The 20,272-nt window shown below is 72.0% G+C and carries 20 protein-coding genes and 2 tRNA genes; 8 read left to right on the top strand and 14 right to left on the bottom strand.

Features of this window, described 5'->3' with window-relative positions:
• Nucleotides 1-38: 38 nt before the first annotated feature.
• From rsrA to ABT403_RS29450, 4 genes are all read right to left on the bottom strand, one after another.
• On the bottom strand, nt 39-341 hold the full coding sequence (rsrA, locus tag ABT403_RS29465; RefSeq protein WP_344164809.1) for a mycothiol system anti-sigma-R factor: 303 nt from the start codon (nt 339-341) through the stop codon (nt 39-41).
• Complete coding sequence (locus ABT403_RS29460) at nt 338-982, bottom strand: sigma-70 family RNA polymerase sigma factor (RefSeq protein WP_007266438.1); 645 nt, start codon at nt 980-982, stop codon at nt 338-340. The genes rsrA and ABT403_RS29460 overlap by 4 nt, the downstream gene beginning before the upstream one ends.
• Before the next feature lie 411 nt (nt 983-1,393).
• Nucleotides 1,394-2,032, bottom strand: coding sequence for an alpha/beta hydrolase family protein (locus ABT403_RS29455; protein ID WP_344164806.1), 639 nt, complete (start codon nt 2,030-2,032; stop codon nt 1,394-1,396).
• Nucleotides 2,033-2,101: 69 nt separating this feature from the next.
• Nucleotides 2,102-2,917: an SOS response-associated peptidase gene (locus tag ABT403_RS29450; protein WP_344164804.1), complete on the bottom strand. Its 816-nt coding sequence runs from the start codon at nt 2,915-2,917 to the stop codon at nt 2,102-2,104.
• Between the two features lie 53 nt (nt 2,918-2,970).
• On the opposite strand from ABT403_RS29450, the gene ABT403_RS29445 reads away from it, so the two are divergent.
• From ABT403_RS29445 to ABT403_RS29430, 4 genes are all read left to right on the top strand, one after another.
• On the top strand, nt 2,971-3,684 hold the full coding sequence (locus ABT403_RS29445; RefSeq protein ID WP_344164801.1) for a M50 family metallopeptidase: 714 nt from the start codon (nt 2,971-2,973) through the stop codon (nt 3,682-3,684).
• Nucleotides 3,685-3,737: 53 nt separating this feature from the next.
• Complete coding sequence (aroA, locus tag ABT403_RS29440; protein WP_344164798.1) at nt 3,738-5,090, top strand: 3-phosphoshikimate 1-carboxyvinyltransferase; 1,353 nt, start codon at nt 3,738-3,740, stop codon at nt 5,088-5,090.
• 10 nt (nt 5,091-5,100) lie between these two features.
• Nucleotides 5,101-6,111: a ribosome small subunit-dependent GTPase A gene (rsgA, locus tag ABT403_RS29435; RefSeq protein WP_344164794.1), complete on the top strand. Its 1,011-nt coding sequence runs from the start codon at nt 5,101-5,103 to the stop codon at nt 6,109-6,111.
• Nucleotides 6,112-6,202: 91 nt separating this feature from the next.
• Nucleotides 6,203-6,526 (top strand): DMT family transporter, encoded by a 324-nt coding sequence (locus tag ABT403_RS29430; RefSeq protein WP_007266432.1) that lies wholly within the window; start codon nt 6,203-6,205, stop codon nt 6,524-6,526.
• On the opposite strand, the gene ABT403_RS29425 is transcribed toward ABT403_RS29430, so the two are convergent.
• Nucleotides 6,492-7,052 carry a TetR/AcrR family transcriptional regulator gene (locus tag ABT403_RS29425; protein WP_344164790.1) on the bottom strand — a complete coding sequence of 187 codons (561 nt, stop codon included), beginning with the start codon at nt 7,050-7,052 and terminating at the stop codon, nt 6,492-6,494. The two genes, ABT403_RS29430 and ABT403_RS29425, sit on opposite strands and share 35 nt — an antisense overlap.
• 152 nt (nt 7,053-7,204) lie before the next feature.
• Between ABT403_RS29425 and hisN the strand changes: the two genes are divergently transcribed.
• Together hisN and ABT403_RS29415 are read left to right on the top strand one after the other, a co-directional pair.
• Nucleotides 7,205-8,011 carry a histidinol-phosphatase gene (gene hisN / locus ABT403_RS29420; protein ID WP_344164787.1) on the top strand — a complete coding sequence of 269 codons (807 nt, stop codon included), beginning with the start codon at nt 7,205-7,207 and terminating at the stop codon, nt 8,009-8,011.
• A 135-nt stretch (nt 8,012-8,146) separates the two neighbouring features.
• Complete coding sequence (locus ABT403_RS29415; RefSeq protein WP_344164784.1) at nt 8,147-8,542, top strand: CBS domain-containing protein; 396 nt, start codon at nt 8,147-8,149, stop codon at nt 8,540-8,542.
• Between the two features lie 65 nt (nt 8,543-8,607).
• On the opposite strand, the gene ABT403_RS29410 is transcribed toward ABT403_RS29415, so the two are convergent.
• Nucleotides 8,608-10,077, bottom strand: a complete 1,470-nt coding sequence (locus ABT403_RS29410) for a catalase (RefSeq protein WP_344164780.1) — start codon at nt 10,075-10,077, stop codon at nt 8,608-8,610.
• 128 nt (nt 10,078-10,205) lie between these two features.
• Between ABT403_RS29410 and ABT403_RS29405 the strand changes: the two genes are divergently transcribed.
• Nucleotides 10,206-10,622, top strand: a complete 417-nt coding sequence (locus tag ABT403_RS29405) for a Fur family transcriptional regulator (RefSeq protein WP_344164777.1) — start codon at nt 10,206-10,208, stop codon at nt 10,620-10,622.
• Between the two features lie 133 nt (nt 10,623-10,755).
• On the opposite strand, the gene ABT403_RS29400 is transcribed toward ABT403_RS29405, so the two are convergent.
• The 4 genes from ABT403_RS29400 to ABT403_RS29385 form a co-directional block, all read right to left on the bottom strand.
• Nucleotides 10,756-10,829 (bottom strand) — tRNA-Met (locus ABT403_RS29400).
• Nucleotides 10,830-10,898: 69 nt separating this feature from the next.
• Complete coding sequence (locus ABT403_RS29395; protein ID WP_344164774.1) at nt 10,899-12,755, bottom strand: tetratricopeptide repeat protein; 1,857 nt, start codon at nt 12,753-12,755, stop codon at nt 10,899-10,901.
• 216 nt (nt 12,756-12,971) lie between these two features.
• Nucleotides 12,972-13,045: transfer RNA gene (locus ABT403_RS29390), tRNA-Met, on the bottom strand.
• A gap of 61 nt (nt 13,046-13,106) precedes the next feature.
• Nucleotides 13,107-15,992: a UPF0182 family membrane protein gene (locus tag ABT403_RS29385; RefSeq protein ID WP_344165870.1), complete on the bottom strand. Its 2,886-nt coding sequence runs from the start codon at nt 15,990-15,992 to the stop codon at nt 13,107-13,109.
• Nucleotides 15,993-16,118: 126 nt separating this feature from the next.
• On the opposite strand from ABT403_RS29385, the gene ABT403_RS29380 reads away from it, so the two are divergent.
• Nucleotides 16,119-16,688 (top strand): PPA1309 family protein, encoded by a 570-nt coding sequence (locus ABT403_RS29380; protein ID WP_344164771.1) that lies wholly within the window; start codon nt 16,119-16,121, stop codon nt 16,686-16,688.
• Between the two features lie 43 nt (nt 16,689-16,731).
• Here ABT403_RS29380 and ABT403_RS29375 read toward each other — a convergent pair whose 3' ends face one another.
• The 4 genes from ABT403_RS29375 to ABT403_RS29360 form a co-directional block, all read right to left on the bottom strand.
• Nucleotides 16,732-17,820 carry a YlbL family protein gene (locus ABT403_RS29375; RefSeq protein WP_344164768.1) on the bottom strand — a complete coding sequence of 363 codons (1,089 nt, stop codon included), beginning with the start codon at nt 17,818-17,820 and terminating at the stop codon, nt 16,732-16,734.
• Between the two features lie 131 nt (nt 17,821-17,951).
• Nucleotides 17,952-18,146: a hypothetical protein gene (locus ABT403_RS29370; protein WP_344164765.1), complete on the bottom strand. Its 195-nt coding sequence runs from the start codon at nt 18,144-18,146 to the stop codon at nt 17,952-17,954.
• Between the two features lie 169 nt (nt 18,147-18,315).
• A complete protein-coding gene (locus ABT403_RS29365) occupies nt 18,316-18,777 on the bottom strand; it encodes a molybdenum cofactor biosynthesis protein MoaE (RefSeq protein ID WP_344164762.1) in 462 nt (153 codons plus the stop codon).
• 154 nt (nt 18,778-18,931) lie between these two features.
• Nucleotides 18,932-19,975, bottom strand: a complete 1,044-nt coding sequence (locus tag ABT403_RS29360; RefSeq protein WP_425580275.1) for an SDR family oxidoreductase — start codon at nt 19,973-19,975, stop codon at nt 18,932-18,934.
• Between the last annotated feature and the right edge of the window lie 297 nt (nt 19,976-20,272).

Genomic DNA, 20,272 nt, shown 5'->3' with positions numbered 1-20,272 from the left:
TAGCACGTTCGAGTGAACGGACCGTGCTTCCGGCGGTGTTAGCCGCCCGCGGGTCCCGCCGTGATGTCGTGATCCGGAACGGCCTGGCCCGAGCGGATCAGCTCGATCCGTCCCATGACCTTGGAACGCAGATCGGTCGGTACGTCGTCCGATCCGCAGCAGCGCTTGACCAGCTTCTTCACGGCCTGTTCCAGACCGTACTTCTCCAGGCAGGGATTGCACTCGCCGAAGTGCGTCTCGAACTTCGTGCAATCACTGTCGGGCATCTCGTGGTCCAGGAACTCGTAGAGATGGTCCAGGACCTCGGCGCACTCCGTCTCGTGCGGGTCTCCGCAGCTCATGAGCCCGAGCCTTTCAGGTCGTTCGACTCTCCCGCGCCCGCGGGGACCAGCCCGCGCTCGCGGGCGTAGTCCTCCAGCATTCCGCGGAGTTGACGGCGGCCACGGTGCAGCCGGGACATGACCGTACCGATGGGTGTACCCATGATGTCCGCGATCTCCTTGTACGCAAAGCCCTCTACGTCGGCAAGATAGACCGCGATGCGGAACTCCTCGGGAATGGCCTGGAGGGCCTCCTTCACGTCGGAATCCGGCAGGTGGTCGAGCGCCTGCGATTCGGCCGAACGCAAACCGGTCGACATGTGCGACTCGGCGCGCGCCAGCTGCCAGTCCTCGATCTCCTCCGCGGCGCTCCGCTGCGGCTCGCGCTGCTTCTTGCGGTAGGAGTTGATGAAGGTGTTGGTCAGAATGCGGTACAGCCACGCCTTGAGGTTGGTGCCCTCGCGGAACTGGTGGAAGGACGCGTACGCCTTCGCGTACGTCTCCTGGACCAGGTCCTCGGCGTCGGCCGGGTTGCGCGTCATGCGCAGGGCGGCGGAGTACATCTGGTCGAGGTAGCCGAGGGCGTCCCGCTCGAATCGCGCATTGCGCTCAGCGGTCGTCTCCTGCGCCTGGCCTTCGTCGGTCCCAGCGACAGGACCCACCTCCTCCGACAGCGTGGCGGCTCCGAAAGCGGATCCGCTCGAATCGGAGAATAGTCGACCATCCCGGCCCTCCGCCGCTCGAACCGAGCCGCGCCTGGGCGCCGGCAGGACCGTCCACTCCAGGTCAGCGGCCTGCGGACGGTTCTGGCTGATGACCCGGGTCATGCGCTCCCTCTCCTCCGACGTCTTTTCCCTGCGTACCGACACTCCGCACAACAGGAGCCCCCGCCCGCGCATTCCCGGGCGGGGCAAGGGATCCGGCGTGTGCGCGGGGGCCGGGGGACGGCGGGTGAGCGGGATCACGTGCCGGCCCGGCGGAAATCTGTCAGGTCCGGGCCGGGGGGCTCGGCCGCCGAAGGGGACGGCCGCCGGAGGGGGCTCGGCCGCCGGGGGGCTCGGCCGCCGAAGGGTTCAGCCGAGGAGCCGGGCGAGCCAGGGGGCCACCGCGCCGGTGATCACGGCGAGGGCCTCCTCCTGGGTCAGGGCGGCCTTCTTGGGCACGGCGAAGCCGTGGTCGCCGTGGGCCACCTCGACCAGCTCGTACTCCCCCTCGGGGAACTCCTCCGGCCGCCCGAAGGGGTCCCGGCCGCCCTGGAGGACCAGTGCGGGCCGGCCCGCCCCCAGCAGCTCGTCCGCCCGGGACTTCTCGGGCTTGCCCGGCGGGTGCAGGGGAAAGGCCAGCGCGAGCACCCCGGCGGCGCCCAGTTCCGCGGCGGTCCGGCAGGCCACCCGGGCGCCCGCGCTGCGGCCGCCGGCGACGACGGGCGGCCCGGGCTTCTCCAGGGCGGGCCACAGGCCGCGCCAGCCCTCGTCGAGGACCTTGGGGGCGGCCGCCACCTTCTTCCCCGCCACCCGCCAGGGCTGTTCGACCAGAGCGACGGTGAAGCCCCGCGCGGGCAGCTCCGCCGCCAGGGCCTGGAGGTCGCGGGCCTCGACGCCGCCGCCGGCGCCGTGGCCGAGGGCCAGTACGGCCTTGGCGGCGCGGGCCGTGTGCCAGGTGATCCGGGCCTGGCCGGCCGGGGTGTCGACGGTCTCGCTGCGCGTGGTCATGCCCCCATCGTGCCGGGCGGCGGCCCCGGTGGGGGCGTGCCGGGGCCGGGAGGGGCGGCCTGGAAACGCCTAGAAGAGCGTGCCCTCCTCGGGGGCCTCCAGCTCGCCGAGCAGCTCCGGCCCGTTGTTGCGTACGTTGCTCACGGCGGTGGAGACCGGGTAGGCCCGCATCAGCCCGCCCGGCGGCGGGGCCAGCAGCTCGCGCAGGCCCGTCTCGTCGCTGCGGGCGGGGTCGAGCCAGGCGTCCCAGCGGTCCGGGGTGAGCATCAGCGGCATCCGGGGGTGGATGTCGGAGAGCGAGCGGGGCCCCTCGGCGGGGGCGACGCCCAGCGGGGTGGTCTCGGCCTCGGCGGTGATCACCGAGCAGGTGGCCCACCAGGCCTGCGGGTGGTCGGGGGGCAGGGTGGCGTCGCGCCAGAACTCGTAGATCCCGGCCATCGCGAAGACGGAGCCGTCGGCGGGGAGCACGAAGTAGGGCTGCTTGCGGGCCCGCTTCCGCTTCCCCTCGACCTCCAGCTGCCGCTCGTCGTGGGCGGTGACCCACTCGTAGTAGCCGTCGGCGGGGACGATGCAGCGGCGCTGGGCGAAGGGGCGCCGGAAGGAGGGCTTCTCGTGCAGGGTCTCCGACCGGGCGTTGATCATCCGGGCGGCGCCCTCGGGGCTCTTGGCCCAGGAGGGGACCAGGCCCCACTTCAGGGTCCGCAGCTGGCGAACCGGACGGGGGTCACGCGCGTCTTTGAGGGGGCGGTCGAGGACGACGTGGACCTCTTTCGTGGGCGCCACGTTGTAGTCGGGGGCCAGGGTCTCCTCGGGCTCCCACCGCTCGATGCCGAATATCCCCGCCAGCTCCTGTGGCGTCCGACCGGCCGCAAACCTTCCGCACATGGCTGACACACTGCCACGACGACCGCCCCCCACCGCAAGGAGTGCGCCACTCCATGGACAGCACCACGACCGCCGGCCTCTGGGACCGGCTGACCGGTATACAGACCGCCCCGGACTGGTGGCTCGTGGCCGCCACCGGCCTGGCCGCCTTGGCCGTCGTCGCCTGGCGGCCGCTGTGGCTGCCGGCCCGCAACGCGATCACCATCGCGCACGAGGGCGGCCACGGGCTGGTGGCCCGGCTGAGCGGCCGCAGGCTGGCGGGGATCCGGCTGCACTCGGACACGAGCGGGGTCACCGTCAGCTGGGGCAAGCCGACCGGGATCGGCATGGTCCTGACGGCGGCCGCCGGGTACACGGCGCCCTCGCTGCTGGGCCTCGGCGGGGCCGCCCTGCTGTCGGCGCACCGGATCACGGTGCTGCTGTGGGCGGCGACCGCGCTGCTGGTGCTGCTGCTGGTGCGGATCCGCAACGCGTACGGGCTGCTGACCGTGATCCTGACCGGTACGGCGTTCGTCCTGGTGTCCTGGCTGGCCTCGGCCCAGGTGCAGGCGGTGTTCGCCTATGCGGCGGTGTGGTTCCTGCTGGTGGGCGGGGTGCGGCCGGTCTTCGAGCTCCAGGTCAAGCGGCGCGGGGGCGGGGCGCCGGACTCCGACGCCGACCAGCTGGGGCGGCTCACGCACCTGCATCCGGTGGTCTGGCTGGTCTTCTTCCACACGGTCACGCTGTGCTGCCTGGTGGGCGGCGGGCGCTGGCTGCTCGGCCTGTGAGACGCGGGAGCGATCAAGATCCGGGGTAGCGGGGAGCCACTAAAGTGGGGGCCATGACCGAGACCCCCGCGCTCCATCCCCTCTGGCCCGCTCCGCTCGCCGAGGGCGCCGTCCACGCCACCGTCACCGTGCCGGGGTCCAAATCGGTCACCAACCGCGCCCTCGTGCTCGCCGCCCTGGCCGCCGAGCCGGGCTGGGTGCGCCGTCCGCTGCGCTCGCGCGACTCGCAGCTGATGTCGGACGCGCTGCGCGCCCTGGGCGTCGGCATCGAGGAGACGGTCTCCTCCAGCTCCGCCGGCGCCGGCGCGGGCGGCGAGGCCTGGCGGATCATCCCCGCCGCCCTGCACGGTCCGGCCACCGTCGACGTCGGCAACGCGGGCACGGTCATGCGCTTCCTGCCGCCCGTCGCCACCCTGGCCGCGGGCGACATCCGCTTCGACGGCGACCCGCGCTCCTACGAGCGCCCGCTCGGCGAGGTCATCAACGCCCTGCGCGCCCTGGGCGCCCGGATCGACGACGACGGCCGCGGCGCGCTGCCGATGACCGTCCACGGCGGCGGCGCCCTGGAGGGCGGCACGGTCGAGATCGACGCCTCCAACTCCTCGCAGTTCGTCTCGGCGCTGCTGCTGTCCGCCCCGCGCTTCAACCAGGGCGTCGAGGTCCGGCACACCGGCGCGACCCTGCCGTCGATGCCGCACATCCGGATGACGGTGGAGATGCTGCGCGCGGCCGGCGCCCAGGTCGACACGCCCGAGGCCGGGGGCGAGAAGAACGTGTGGCGGGTCGCGCCGAGCGCGCTGCTGGGCCGCGACATGGTGGTGGAGCCGGACCTGTCCAACGCCCAGCCCTTCCTGGCGGCCGCGCTGATCACCGGCGGCACGGTCACCATCCCGGACTGGCCGCACCGCACCACGCAGCCCGGCGACGAGCTGCGCCGCATCTTCACCGAGATGGGCGGCTCCTGCGAGCTGACCGACGCGGGCCTAGTCTTCACCGGCACCGGCACGATCCACGGCATCGACGTGGACCTGGGCGAGGTCGGCGAGCTGACCCCGGGCATCGCCGCCGTGGCGGCGCTGGCCGACTCCCCGTCGACCCTGCGCGGGGTGGCCCACCTGCGGCTGCACGAGACGGACCGGCTGGCCGCGCTGACCAAGGAGATCAACGAGCTCGGCGGCGACGTCACCGAGACGGCGGACGGGCTGCACATCCGCCCGCGCCCGCTGCACGGCGGGGTCTTCCACACCTACGACGACCACCGCATGGCCACCGCGGGCGCGGTGATCGGCCTGGCCGTCGCGGGCGTGGAGATCGAGAACGTGGCGACCACCGCCAAGACGCTGCCCGACTTCCCGAAGATGTGGACGGACATGCTCTCCGGAGCGGATGCGGGAGCGGGAGCGTAGGGGCCCGGTCATGCGCAGGTACGGCAAGCACACCGACGAGGACGACATCCGCCAGCGCCCGAACCCCAAGGGCAACCGGGCGCGGACGAACATCCGGCCCAAGCACGAGGACGCCTCCGAGGGCTTCGTCCTCACCGTCGACCGGGGCCGGCTGACCTGCCTGGTCGACGATCGCAAGGTCACCGCGATGAAGGCCCGTGAACTGGGCCGCAAGGCGGCGGTGGTCGGCGACCGGGTGTCCCTCGTCGGCGACCTGTCCGGCAAGAAGGACACCCTCGCCCGGATCGTGCGGATCGAGGAGCGCAAGTCCGTCCTGCGGCGCACCGCCGACGACGACGACCCGTACGAGCGGGTGGTCGTCGCCAACGCCGACCAGCTGGCCATCGTCACGGCGCTGGCCGACCCGGAGCCCCGGCCCCGGATGATCGACCGCTGTCTGGTGGCGGCGTACGACGCGGGGCTGGAGCCCCTGCTGGTGCTCACCAAGTCCGACCTGACCTCCCCGGACAAGATCCTGGAGGTCTATTCGACCTTCGGCCTGAACTACGTGGTGACCAACCGCGAGGAGCTGGAGACGGGCGACGCCGCCGAGCGGGTCCGCGAGCGGCTGGAGGGCCGGATCACCGCCTTCGTCGGCCACTCGGGCGTCGGCAAGACGACGCTGGTGAACTCGCTGGTCGCCGAGGGCCGTCAGCGGGCCACCGGCCACGTCAACAAGGTCACCGGCCGCGGCCGGCACACCACCACCTCCGCGCTGGCCCTGCCCCTGCCCTCCGGGGACGGCTGGGTCATCGACACCCCGGGCGTGCGTTCCTTCGGCCTGCACCACGTGGACCCCTCCCGGGTGGTGCTGGCCTTCCCGGACCTGGTGCCGGGTACGGAGGAGTGCCCGCGCGCGTGCAGCCACGACGAGCCGGACTGCGCGCTCGACCAGTGGGTGGAGGACGGTCACGCGGATCCGGCGCGGCTGTACTCGCTGCGCCGGCTGCTGGGGACGCGCGAGCGCCGCGAAGGCGACTGATCGTCCGGCGGGGTTTGCGTCACGCCTTGTCTGGTAAATGCATAATCCCACCACGTGACGCGATGTCACCTGACGCGGGGAGGCATTCGACATGGCGTGGCTGCTGGTCGTGGTCGCGGGAATCCTGGAGACCGGTTTCGCGGTCTGCCTCAAGCTGTCCCACGGGTTCACCCGGCTGTGGCCGACGATCGCCTTCGCGTGCTTCGCGCTCGGCAGCTTCGGCCTGCTGACCCTGGCCCTCAAGAAGCTGGACGTGGGCCCGGCGTACGCGGTGTGGACGGGCATCGGGGCGGCCGGGACCGCCATCTACGGCATGGTCTTCCTCGGGGACCTGGTCTCCACCCTCAAGCTGGTCTCGATCACGCTGGTCATCCTCGGCGTCATCGGCCTCCAGCTCTCCGGCTCGGCCCACTGAGCAGCCGCAGCAGCTCCCGCTCCCCCGGCTCCTCCCCGGGCGCCACCACGTAGGACAGCGCGAGCCGCACGGCGAGCTCACAGCGCCGCTCCGGCTCCTGCGGCAGCGCGGCGGCGGCCCGGTCGCGGACGGCCCGGGTCAGCTCCCCCGGCGCGATCGCCAGCCGGCTCCCGGCCGGGGGCGGCGCGGGCAGGGCCGGGGTCCACGCCCCGGTCAGCAGGGCCCGTACGAGCGCACGCGCGCGGGCCGCCCGTACGGTCCACTCGGCGACCGCCGCGAGCCGCTCGGCGGCGGTGTGCCCGGGCGGGGCAGCGGCCAGCGCCCGGTCCACCCCGTCGAGGTACCAGTCGGCCGCGCGGCGCACCAGGGCCCGGCCGAGGCCCTCCTTGCCGCCGAACTCGTTGTACAGCGTCTGCCGCGAGACCCCGGCGGCGTTCGCGACCTCCACCATCCGCACGGCCGGCCAGGGGCGGGCGCACAGCGCCGCCTCCGCCGCTTTCAGCAAGGACTCCCGGGCCGCCGACAACGTCGCCTCCCCCGCCTGTCGCGCCGGCCGGCTGTCCCCGGGCCTGGCTCACCCGCAAGATTTGACGGGCCGCCAGATCCTGTCAAGGGCGCCTCCCGGCCGTACCGTGGACGGCGTTCGCGGGGGCGGTGCGGTCTCGATACTGTTCGGGCATGCCCACGTATGACGACGACCTGCGCCTCGCCCTCGAACTCGCCGACGCGGCGGACGCCGCCACCATGCAGCGGTTCCGGGCCCTCGACCTGAAGGTGGAGACCAAGCCGGACATGACTCCGGTGAGCGAGGCCGACCAGGCCGCCGAGGAGATCATCCGGGCCGGGATCCTGGCCGCACGGCCGCACGACGCGATCCTCGGCGAGGAGTACGGGCTCAAGGGCGAGGGCCCGCGCCGCTGGGTCGTGGACCCGATCGACGGCACGAAGAACTACGTGCGCGGCGTGCCCGTGTGGGCGACCCTGATCTCCCTGACGGAGGAGGGCCCGGACGGGGTGTTCCGCCCGGTCGTCGGCGTGGTCTCGGCTCCGGCGCTGGGCCGACGCTGGTGGGCCGCGCAGGGCGGGGGCGCCTTCGCGGGCGGCGCGCTGGGCGAGCCCGCGGGCCCGATCGGCGTGTCCCGGGTGGCCACCCTGGCGGACGCCTCCTTCGCGTTCTCCTCGCTGAGCGGCTGGGAGGAGCTGGGACGCCTGCCCGGCTTCCTGGACCTGACCCGCGCCTGCTGGCGGACCCGGGGCTACGGGGACTTCTGGCCGTACATGATGGTCGCCGAGGGCTCCCTGGACCTGTGCGCCGAGCCCGAGCTGAACCTGTGGGACATGGCGGCCCTCGCGGTCGTCGTCCAGGAGGCGGGCGGCCGCTTCACGAGCATCGACGGCGTGGACGGGGTGCACGGCGGCAACGCGGCCGCCTCGAACGGGCTGCTCCACGAGGAGATGCTGGGCTTCCTGCGCCCCTCCGCCTGATCCCGGCGCGCGGGGGCGTGCGCTCAGCGCGCCCCCTTGATGACGCTGCGTGCTCGTGGGAATCTGAGACTCCCCCGCTTGTGCGCTTGTGAAGCGGTTCTCGAAGCGGGACACACCCAGGAGGTGGTTCTCTTCATGCTCGTCCGTGACGCCATGAGCACCGTGATCCTGACCCTCGGACCCGCCCACACCCTGCGTCAGGCGGCCTGCCTGATGTCGGGCCGGCGCGTCGGAGCGGCCGTCGTCCTCGACCCCGACCACAGCGGCATCGGCATCCTGACCGAGCGCGACATCCTGAACTCGATCGGCGCGGGCCATGACCCCGACCGGGAGTCGGTGGGCGCGCACACCACCAACAACGTCGTCTTCTGCACGCCCGAGGCCACCGTGGCGGAAGCCGCCGAGGCGATGGCCGTCGGCGGCTTCCGGCACCTGATCGTGCTGGAGGACGGCGGCCCGGTGGGCATCGTCTCCGTCCGCGACGTCATCCGCTCCCAGGTACGCACGCGGCGCGCCGTCGCGGCGGCGTGAAACGGCGGCGGGCCGGAACCCCGAGGGGTCCCGGCCCGCCACCGCGCTACGGCGAGCGGTCCGTACTAGCCGCGGAGGGCCTGGACCGCGGCTTCCAGCCGCTTGCCGAAGTCGCCGTCCGCCTGGCGGAAGTTGCTGATCGCGCGCTCGGCGATGTCGTCACGGGAGACCTTGGCGATGAAGCCGGACAGGTTCTCGATCAGACGGGCCTTCTCGTCCTCGGACATCAGGCGGTAGAGGTTGCCCGCCTGGACGAAGTCGTTGTCCTCGGCGTGCGAGGGGGTCGCGTGGTTGCCCGTGCCGCCGGTGACCGGGGTGGACTGCCACAGCGGGCGGTCCGTCTGGAAGGGGCCGCCGAAGCTGTTGGGCTCGTAGTTCTTCGCACCCTTGTGGCGGCCGTCGTACAGGTAGCCGTCACGGGAGTTGGTGCGCGCCTCGGTGGCGTGCGGGCGGTTCACCGGCAGGTGGTCGGCGTTGATGCCGACGCGGTAGCGGTGGGCGTCGCCGTACGCGAAGAGACGGCCCTGGAGCATCTTGTCCGGGGACGGACCGATGCCGGGGACGAAGTGCGCCGGGGAGAAGATGGACTGCTCGACCTCGGCGAAGATGTTCTCCGGGTTGCGGTTGAGCTCCAGCTTGCCGATCTCGATCGGCGGGTAGTCCTCGTGCGGCCACACCTTGGTGAGGTCGAACGGGTTGAAGCGGTAGTTCGCCGCGTCGGCGTCCGGCATGATCTGGACCTGCACGGTCCAGCTCGGGAACTCGCCGCGCTCGATGGACTCGCGCAGGTCGCGCTGGTGGGAGTCCGGGTCCTCACCGGCGAGCCGGTTGGCCTCGGCCTGGGTGAGGTTCTTGATGCCCTGGTCGGTCTTGAAGTGGTACTTGACCCAGAAGACCTCGCCGGCCTCGTTGTTCCACTGGAACGTGTGCGAGCCGTAGCCGTTCATGTGGCGGTAGGACGCCGGGATGCCGCGGTCGCCGAACAGCCAGGTCACCTGGTGCGTGGACTCGGGCGACAGACCCCAGAAGTCCCAGACGTTGTCCGCCTCCTGCGAGCCCGTGTACGGGTCGCGCTTCTGGGTGTGGATGAAGTCCGGGAACTTGATGGCGTCGCGTATGAAGAACACCGGCGTGTTGTTGCCGACGAGGTCGTAGTTGCCCTCTTCGGTGTAGAACTTCAGCGCCCAGCCGCGCGGGTCACGGCGCGCGTCGGCGCCGCCGAGGCTGTCCGCGACGGTGGAGAAGCGCAGGAAGGTCTCGGTCTGCTTGCCGACCTCGGAGAGGAACTTCGCCCGGGTGTACCGCGTGACGTCCGCGGTCACCGTGAAGGTGCCGTAGGCGCCGGCGCCGCGGGCGTGCACCACGCGCTCCGGGATGCGCTCGCGGTTGAAGTGGGCGAGCTTCTCCAGGAGGAGCTGGTCCTGGACGAGGACCGGCCCGCCGACCCCAGCGGTCTCGCTGTTCTGGTTGTCGGCGACCGGAGCTCCGGCCTCCGTGGTGAGCGGTCCCTGCGTCACGTGCGCCTCCTGCGTCATTCCTGCAAGTCCTGTCCTTGGCGTTTGCCGTATCCGATCCTACGATGGACTTTGTCTAAGTCAAGTAAGCATCCAAGTCCACATCGGTTCGGGATCTGCACCGAATCCCCACTGTTAGGCTGGCGTGTATGAGTGACCTGCTGGAACGACTTCGCGGACGCGGCTGGCGCATGACGGCCCAGCGGCGTGTCGTGGCCGAAGTACTCGACGGTGACCACGTTCACCTCACGGCAGACGAAGTGCACGCACGCGCCGTCACCAAACTGCCCGAGATTTCTCGAGCGACGGTGTACAACACCTTGGGCGAGCTGGTTTCGCTCGGCGAGGTGCTCGAGGTCTCGACGGACCGGCGGGCCAAGCGCTACGACCCGAACGCGCACCGCCCCCACCACCACCTGGTCTGCGCCCAGTGCGGCGCCATCCGTGACGTCCACCCGGCGGGCGACCCGCTGGCCGACCTGCCGGACGGCGAGCGCTTCGGCTTCGTGGTCTCGGGGGTCGAGGTGACCTACCGCGGGGTGTGCCCGAACTGCGCCGGCGCGTGACCGACGGACAACGGAGAAGGCCGGGGGCTGGGGCCCCCGGCCTTTCCGTTTCCCGGGCGCACCCGGGTCCCGCGTTCACGTTCAGAAACGACTCAAGGCCCGGATCCATGGGATCCGGGCCTTGGGCCTTCAGTAGCGGGGACAGGATTTGAACCTGCGACCTCTGGGTTATGAGCCCAGCGAGCTACCGAGCTGCTCCACCCCGCGTCGGTAAACACGACTCTACGGGAGTCCACCCGGCAGATGCAAATCAGTTAACCGCTGCCCCGGCGGGCCTCATACGGAGAGTTCCTCCGCGAGCGCGTCGCGCAGCCGCGCGGCCCGCTCGGCGACCTCCGCCGGGCCCAGCTCCATGGCCCGTACGCACCACTTCTGCGCCTCCGCGAGGTCCCCGTGCCGGGCCGCGAGCAGCCCCAGGCGCAGGGCGGCCCGGCCGTGCCCGGCCACCGCCGCCCGGGTCCACCACAGGGCGGCCTCCGGCTCGTTGCCCTCGCGGGCCAGCAGCAGCCCGAGGTTGAAGGCGCCGTTGCGGGAGCCGGCCTCGGCCGCCTCCCGGTACCAGCGGGCTGCCACGGTCAGGTCACCCCGGGCCGCGGCCAGCATCCCGACCCGCACCTGGGCCCGGCGGTGGCCCTGCTCGGCGGCGCGCTCGTACCAGTCCTCGCTCTCGCTGCGCGCGGCGCCGCCGACGGGCTCGCCCAGCGCCACCGGCTCGGGCGGCGGGGCCAGCGACTCCAGCAGCGCGGCCAGCCGGAAGGCCGCCTCCGCGCTGCCGCCGCTCGCGGCGCAGCGCAGGTGCCGCTCGGCGGCGCGCTCCTCGCCGTCGCGCACGAGGGCGATGCCGACCTGGAGGGCCGCGTCGGTGTGACCGGCCGCGGCGGCCCGCTCGTACCACTTCAGGGCGGAGCGGTCCTCGTCACGGCTGGCGAAGAGGATCCCGAGGTTGAAGGCGGCGTCCACGCTGCCGGCCTCGGCCGCCTTGGAGAACCAGGGCTCGGCCCCCGCCGCGTCCCCGGCCTGGAGCAGCATGATCGCCAGCGCGTTGGCGGCCTCGCGGTGACCCGCGTAGGCGGCGCGGCGGTACCACTGCTCGGCCTGGGCGGTCCGCTCCTGGGCGGCGCACAGCAGGGCGAGGTTGTAGGCGCCGTTGTGGTCGCCGGCGTCCATGGCGACCCGGTACCACTTCTCGGCCGTCTCGGTCTCGCCGCGGGCCGCGTGCAGGGCGCCGAGGGCGTTCGCCGCGTTGCCGTCGCCGTCCTGAGCGGCGCGGTGCCACCAGGCGGCCGCGCTGTCCTCGTCCCCGGCGTCGCGCAGCAGGAAGCCGAGCGCGCACGCGGCGCGGGCCTCGCCCTGCTTGGCCGAGCTGAGGTACCAGCGGCCGGCCTCCTTCAGCTCGCCGCGCGCCTCCAGGAGGGCGCCCAGGTGCAGTCCGGCGCGCCGGTGGCCCCGGGCGGCGGCCTGCCGGTACCACTGCTCGGCCTCGGCGGGGTCGCCCTTGCGCAGGTGCCGGGCCAGGCGGTAGGCGGCCTCGCGGTGACCCTGTTCGGCGGCGGCCCGGAACCAGCGCTCGGTGCCCTTGTCGCCGCGGTGCTCCAGCAGGTCGGCCAGGCCGTACGCGCCGAGGGCGTGGCCGGACTCCGCGGCCTGGCGCAGCCAGTACTCGGCGGCGGGCTCGTCCCCGCGCTCGCGGTAGTGGCGGCCCAGGGCGTGCGCGGCGGGGGCGGATCCGGCGACGGCGGCGACCCGCCACCAGCCGGCGGCCTCGTCGGGGTAGCCGCGCTGGAGGAGGAGGACGCCCAGGTTGTTGGCGGCGGCGCGGTCTCCCGCGCCGGTGGCGCCGCGCAGGTAGGGCTCGGCCCCCGCCAGGTCGCCGCGGCGCAGCAGCAGGGCGCCGAGCACGCTCATGGCACCCGCATCGCCCCGGTCGGCGGCCACGCGGTGGCGCGCCTCCAGTTCGGCGTCGGTCGCCCCCTCGGCGTCGCCGAAGGCCTCTTCCGCGAAATCCGCATCGGTCAGTGCGGTCTGCGCGTTGACAGCGGGAGCCGCCTTACCGGCCTCCGTACCCGACCCGGCCTCCGCCCTCACAAACCGCCCTGTCTCCAGCAGAGTTGACCTGTCCCCCATAAATCCCATCGTCGCATCACCTGCTACCCGCGTACACCTGGTATGTCGCAGCCAGTGAGGTCGCTACACCGTTTTGTCGACATGCCCACAGAGAGACAAGTCAAACACGCTCACGCCCCAACTCACCCGCCCCAGTGACCTCATGTCCCCCAGCAGCTTCTTCCCGGTGCTTTCCGGGCATGACGAAGGCCCGGATCCCAAGGGATCCGGGCCTTCGTTTTTCAGTAGCGGGGACAGGATTTGAACCTGCGACCTCTGGGTTATGAGCCCAGCGAGCTACCGAGCTGCTCCACCCCGCGTCGGTGAAACCACAGTATCACGACGCGGGACCGAGCCATTACCGCTTTCGAGCCGGGCCGCCTAGCCCCCCGGCTTGGGGGCCGTCAGCTTCGCCTCCGCGTCGATCGCCCGCTTCAGCGCGGCCTGGAGGTCGCTCTGGGCCTTGCCGTACGCGGTCCAGTCGCCGGCCTTCATGGCCTTGTCGGCCTCCTCGACCGCCTTCTGGGCGTCGGCGAGGGCCGCCTTGACCGTCGGGTCCTGTGCGGCCGGCGGGTTGGCGGGGGTCTCGCCCGGCTTGGTCGGCGTGGTCTCCGGGGGCACCGGCGTGGTCGGCGCCTCGGCCCCGAACACCACGTTCAGCGCCTTCTCCAGGGTGTCCTCGAAGGCCGTCTGGCCGCCGTAGGTCACGAGCACCTTGCGCAGCAGCGGGTACTTCAGCCCGGAGCTGCGGACGTACACCGGCTCCACGTAGAGCATGCCGCCGTCCATCGGCACCGCGAGCAGGTTGCCGTACTCGATCTCCGAGTCACCGCCGCGCAGCAGCCGGATCGACTCGGCGATCTTCGGCTCCGACTGGAACTTGCTCTGCACCTGGCCCGGGCCGTCCGGCGGCTTGCTCGTCGGCATCTTCAGAATCCGGATCTTGCCGTAGTCCGGGGTCCCGGGATCGGCGTTCACCGCCATGAAGGCGCTCAGGTTGGGCCGCTCGTTCGGCGTGAAGGTGGTCGTGAGCGAGAAGACCTGGTCCTTCTCCGGCTGGCCCGGCATCTTCATCGACAGGTAGTACGGCGGAACGGCCGTACCGGCCTTGGTCGTCGGGTCGTCCGGGACCGCCCAGGCCTCACTGCCGCTGAGGAAGGTCTGCGGGTCCGTGACGTGGTAGCGGGTCAGGAGCTCGCGCTGGACCTTGAACAGGTCCTGCGGGTAGCGCATGTGGTCCATGAGCGGCTTGGAGATCTCGCTCTTGGGCTTCACCGTGCCCGGGAAGGCCTTCATCCAGGTCTTCAGGACCGGGTCCTGGGTGTCCCACTGGTAGAGGTTCACCGTGCCGTCGTAGGCGTCGACGGTGGCCTTCACCGAGTTGCGGATGTAGTTGACCCGGTTCTCCTGGGCCACCACGGCGCGCTGGCTGTTGGTCAGCGAGTCCGCGGTGCTCTGGCCGAGCGTGGTGCGCGAGGCGTAGGGGTAGCCGTTCGTCGTCGTGTAGGCGTCGACGATCCACTTGATCCGCCCGTCGACGACGGCCGGGTACGGGGCGCCGTCGATGGTCAGCCAGGGCGCGACGGCCTCGACGCGGTCCTTGGGCGTGCGGTTGTAGAGGATCCGCGAGCCCTCGCCGATGGCCCCCGAGTAGAGGATCTGCGGCTCGCTGAAGGCGAGCGCGTACGCGGCGCGGTTGACCGGGTTGTTCAGGTTGACGCCGGAGTCGCCCTTGTAGCTCGTCTCCTTCTCGCCCTTGTCGTCCGAGTAGTCGAGCTCCTTCTGCGGTCCGCCGACGATCGAGTACTGCTTCGTCTGCTCGCCGTAGTAGACGCGCTGCTCGAAGTCCGTGCCGAACATGCCCTTGGAGGGCAGGTCGGACTGGGTGAAGTCGGGGGCGCCGTCCTTGACCGTGGTGCCCTTGGCCGCGACGACGCCGTAGCCGTGGGTGTACTTGAAGTGGTCGTTGATCCAGTTGTTCTTCGGGATGCCGCCGATGTTCAGCTCACGCAGCCCGATGACCGTGTCCTGGCCGCTGTACCGGTCGACCGCCAGTGTGGACGGGAAGCCGTAGTAGCCCTTGACCTGCTGGAGCTGCTGGAAGGCCGGCGAGACGATGTTCGGGTCGAGCAGGCGCAGGCTGGCGGTGGTGTCGGCCACCGACCGCAGCTTGGTCCGGTCGTCCGTCTGCGGGACGCCCGGGTAGTCCTTGACCTCGGCCCCCTCGATCCCGTAGGCGTCGCGCGTGGCCTTGATGTTCTTCTCGACGTACGGGGATTCCTTGGCCTGCTCGTTCGGCTGGACCTGGAACTTCTGCACGATCGCCGGGTACAGCCCGCCGATCAGGATCGCCGAGAGGACCATCAGGCCGAAGCCGATGACCGGCAGCTGCCAGGTGCGCCGCCACAGGGTGGCGAAGAACAGCACCGCGCAGATGGCGGCGATGGCGACGAGGATCGTCTTCGCCGGCAGGTAGGCGTTGGCGTCGACGTAGCGCAGGCCGGTCCAGTTGTCGGAGGCCTTGAAGTCACTGGACTTCACGGCCAGGCCGTACCGGTCGAGCCAGTAGGCGACCGCCTTGAACGTGACGAACAGGCCGAGCAGCACCGACAGGTGCCCGGTGGCCGCGGCGGTGGCCCGGGCGCCCGGGCTGGTCACGCGCAGTCCGCCGTACAGGTAGTGCACGACGACGGCCGCGATCACCGACAGCACGACCGCGGCGAAGCCGAAGCCGAGCAGGAAGCGGTACCAGGGCAGGTCGAACGTGTAGAAGGACACGTCGAGGTGGAACTGGGGGTCCTTCTTGCCGAAGGGCACCCCGTTCACGTACATCAGCCAGGTCTTCCACTGGCCGGCCGCCGACGCCCCCGCGATCAGCCCGACGATCGCGGCGATGCCCAGGAGCAGCCACTTCCGGTACGGGGCGACGCTCATGCGGTAGCGGTCGAGGCTCTGCTGCTCCATCGACATCGCGCTGAGCGGCGGCCGCAGCCGGTACGCCAGCCACACGTTCAGCCCGACGGCACCCGCCATCAGCAGGCCGAAGACGGCGAAGAGGCCGATCTTGGTCCACAGGGTGGTGGTGAAGACCGAGGAGTACTTGACGGAGCGGAACCAGAGCCAGTCCGTCCAGAAGCCGGCGAACATGATGAACGCCATGGCCAGAACGGCCAGGACGCCCAGGGTCAGCAGAAGGGTCCGGGCGCGCCGGGAGGGGCGGCCGACTCTCATCCGTGGCCCGGAGGGGCCTCCGCCGCGGTCCGGCATCTGGAAAGCCAAGGTGCGCACCTCGAATGTCGCTGGGTCTGGTCGTGGGCCCACGATCGTAGGGCCCACCCATGCAACTTACTGAGGCTTTAGTCAGTTCCCGGTATCGGGGAGAAAGGAGGCAGGATGTTGTCCATGTCCAACCTTTCGCCCTCCCCCGGCACCCCCATGGCGGCCAGTCCGCTGACCCGCGCCGTCCTCGAGATCGACGAGTACGCCTCCACCCTCGGCTGGGACAAGCCGGCCCGCCTCTTCGCCCTGGTCGACACGGCCCGCCTGCGCCGCCAGGAGCCCGGCCTCGCGAGCCAGCTCGGCCTCGACACGGACGACGCCGGCAAGGCCCAGCTCACCCCGATCGAGCAGGACGAGGTGCCGGCCGGGACCCCGCTGGACAAGTTCCTGGGGACCATCGCCTGGCCCGACGCGGTCGTCGGGTGCGCCCTGACGGTGGAGCGGCTGATGCTGCCGCCGTCCGCCGAGGCCTCCGTACCCGAGGGGCTCAACGACAAGCAGCTGGCCAAGTGGGTCGCCGGCCACCCGGAGCGGCAGGAGGTGCGCCTGACGGTGGGCGTCCTGCGCGACGGTTCGCGGGAGTCCGCCGTGCGGCTGCGGGAGAAGGACTCCTCCAGCGAGGTGCTGACCGGCGCGGGCCTGGTGCCGGGCCTGGCCGAGGCGCTGTCGGCCACCTTCGTCTGAGGCCCCGCAGGACCGGGGCCGGGACGCGGCCGGGACCGTGCGCTCAGGACTTCGTGCAGCGCGGCAGCCCGGCCGTGTCCCCCTTGCTGATCTTCTGCAGGGCCTTGGTGGCGTCGTCGATGGTGGAGACCTTCACCAGGGTCAGGCCGTCGGGGACCTGCGCGGCGGCGGAGGCGCAGTTCTCGGCCGGGGTGAGGAAGTACTCGGCCCCGGCCTGGCGGGCGCCGATGGTCTTCATCTGGATGCCGCCGATCGGGCCGACCTTGCCCGTGTCGTCGATGGTGCCGGTGCCGGCGATGAACTTGCCGCCGGTCAGGTCCTCGGGGGTGAGCTTGTCGACGATGCCCAGCGCGAACATCAGGCCGGCGCTGGGGCCGCCGACGTCGGCGAGCTTGATGTCGATCGGGAACGGGAAGGTGTGGTCGGTCCCGGCCCGGATGCCGACGACGGCGTGACCGTCGTCCTGCGCCTTGCCCGCGGTGACGGTCACCTTGGTGGTGGCGGTGGGCTCGCGGTTCGCCTTCTCGGCCTCGGCCGCCGCGGCGGCGGGGACGATGGTGAACTCGACGGGCTCGCCCGGCTTGTGCTTGGTGACGAGCTTGGCGACGTCGCCGGGCGCGGTGACGGGGGTGCCGTCGACCTCCTTGAGGACGTCCCCGGCGTGCAGCTTGCCCTCGGAGGGGCTGCCCTTGACCACGCTGGCGACGACGACGCGGGCGCTGACCGGGATGCCGAGCTGCTTGAGGGCGGCCACCTTGGCGCTCTCCTGCGACTGGCTGAACTCCTCGGCGTTCTCCTGCGTGGACTCCTTGTCCGTCTTCCCGTCCGGGTAGAGGTTCTCGTGCGGGACGACGATGTTGTCGTCCGCGATCCAGCCGTACACGGCCTCGAGCAGGTTCATGTCGTAGTCGGCGCCCGTGACGCGGACCGTCGTCATGTTGAGGTGCCCGGTGGTCGGGTACGTCTTGTGGCCGGAGATGTTCAGGACCGGCTCGCCGTGCGATTCGCCGAGGGTGTTGACGGTGGGCCCGGGGCTCATCTCGGAGTACGGGACCTTGAGGAACACCCCCGCGCAGAGCAGCGCGAACAGCACGAGGGAGGAGGCGAGCATCGTCGCTGTACGGCGTGGCATGGATCGACAGTACGGGACGGTCCGGGCGTGCGACCCGTGGGGCCGGTCCGTACGGGGCCCGCGGGCGGAACTCTCAGGCGATTCTCAGCGGGGGGCCTGCGGGCCCGCTCACCGCGGACTCCCGGGACGCGTCAGACGGCGTCGGAACCGGAGTGCGCCTTTTCCTTGTGCCTCGCCCGGTCGGCGTCCATGGCCTCCCGGAACCTCGCGTAGCCGGCGAGCTCGGATATGTCACCTTGGGTACGGTCGCGCGCTGCCCAGCTGCCCCATATCGCCGCCCCGATCGCGGCGAACAGCGGAATCAGCAACCACGCCAGTGACGCCATGGACGTGCCTCCCTGCCCCGAAAGTACGAGTGTCGTCGGTGGCTTCAACGCTCGTGCCCGTGGGGGGGTTACGCAAATCGAGGGCGTGTTGCGCGGCCGAACGGGTGTGAGGCTACTCCCGCCCGGCCGCGCCTGCGCGACCGGGGGCCCGTGGTGTGCGGGGGCGGGCTCAGCAGGCGCCGACCCATTCCTCCGTGCCGTCCGAGAAGGTTTGGTGCTTCCAGATCGGCACCTCGTGCTTGAGGTCGTCGATCAGCATCCGGCAGGCCTCGAAGGCCTCGCCGCGGTGCGGGCAGGAGACGGCCACGATCACGGCCAGGTCGCCCACGGCCAGGTCGCCGACGCGGTGGACGGCCGCCAGGGCGCGGACCGGGTACTTCTCCACGACGCGCTCGGCGATGCGGCGCATCTCGGCCTGGGCCGTCGGGTGGCAGGAGTAGCCGAGGGAGTCGACGTCGGCTCCGCCGTCGTGGTTGCGCACCGTGCCGACGAAGAGGGTGGTGCCTCCCGTCGCGTCATCGCCGACGGCCTGGAAGACCTCGTCGAGCGAGAGCGGGGTCTCACGGATCTCGAGCAGCCGGATCGGGTCCTGGGCGGCCTGCTCGCCGGGGTGGTCGAAGTGCGGTGCCATGTCATCCATCGTGCCTCAGGGGCTGACGTGGCGGAATAGCCGGATCACCCGTGCCGTGACCGGCCGGTTGGGAGCCTCCTACAGGAGGCCCGCGTTCCGGCCGGGCCCGGAGCGGTGTCCGGGCCCGTGGGGGCCGGCGGGGCGGGCGGACGGGTCAGAGGCCGCGGCGCCTGCGGGCCCGGCGGACGGCGGCTGCGGCGCCCAGCAGGGCCACCGTCGCACCGGCGGCACCGGCGGCCGTGGCGGCGTCCTTGCGGCCCAGGCGGCGGCCCGCGACGGTGTGCCGGCCGGACACCTCCTGGAGCAGCTCGGCCAGCACCTCCTCGTTGGTCCAGCGGGGCCGCCAGCCGGCCGCGTGCAGCCCGCTGACGCTGACCACCCAGGGGTGCATCGTGTACGCGAGGTCCCCGGCCGGGGACGGGGTCAGGCCGATCCGGTGCAGCCGGGCCGCGGCGCCCAGGGCGACCGCCGAGGGCAGCTCCATGCGGCGGATGCCGCTGAGCTCCTCGACCTCCTCCTGCTCCAGCCAGCCCTCGCAGCCGACGGCCAGCTCGCCCTCCACCTTCTCCAGCGCGGCGTACTCCAGGGCGCTGACCAGGTCCTCGACGTGGCAGAACTGCCAGGTGGGCCGGGAGCCCGCGACGACGAGCAGGCGCGGGGACTCGAAGTAACGGGTGAGGGCGGTGTCCGTGCCGCCGACCAGCACGGCCGGCCGGAGCACGGTCACGTTCAGGCCGGGGTGGGCACGGGGGGCCCGGCGGCCCAGGCGCTCGATCTCCAGGAGGTCGCCGACGCCGGTCGCCTCGGCGGTGGCGCGCAGCTCGGAGTCCTCCGAGAGCGGGATGTCGTTGTCGGGCAGGGCCCCGTAGACCATGGCCGAGGTACAGAGCACGACCCGGTGCACACCGGCCGCCGCGGCGGCGGTCAGCACGGTCTGGGTCCCGCGTACGTTGTACGCGGTACGGGCCGCGGGGTCGGTCTCCAGGTCCAGGTCGAGCGCAAGGTGCACGACCACGTCGGCCCCGCGCAGCCGGTCGGCGATGGCGGGGTCGCGTACGTCCAGGACGTGCCACTGGGCGTCGGCGCAGTCCCCGCGCCGCTCGTCGATGGCGATGACCTGCTTGACCTCGTCGGATGCGGCGAGGCGGGCCACGAGGGCGGCGCCGACGCCGGAGGCGGCTCCGGTGACCGCGATCACCGGGCTGCGCCGGCGGGCGGCGGCCTCGTTTCGCGCCTGGCGAACGCCGGGGGCGCTGTCGCCGTGCTCAGGGCGGTTTTCGGCGTCGTGCGGCGCGCGAGCCTGCGGATCTGGGGAACTCACCGGGCGTCTCCAGCGGTTGTCTTCAGTGGGGGCGCGCCGTGACGCGTACCCACCAGGTGATGTCCATCCTGCCGCAGCCCAGGAGTCGGCGGAGCACCGAGCCCGGAAGCGGGAGTGGTGTCTACGCTGGGTGGTGTTGTCGGACCATTGCCCGTCGGCGTCCGCCGGCGGCCC

It is taken from the genome of Streptomyces sp. NPDC000075 (assembly GCF_040301925.1).
GTDB classification, from domain to species: domain Bacteria; phylum Actinomycetota; class Actinomycetes; order Streptomycetales; family Streptomycetaceae; genus Streptomyces; species Streptomyces polychromogenes.
The sequence above is the reverse complement of the archived record's forward strand: the minus strand, read 5'-3'. Positions and strand labels throughout refer to the sequence as shown.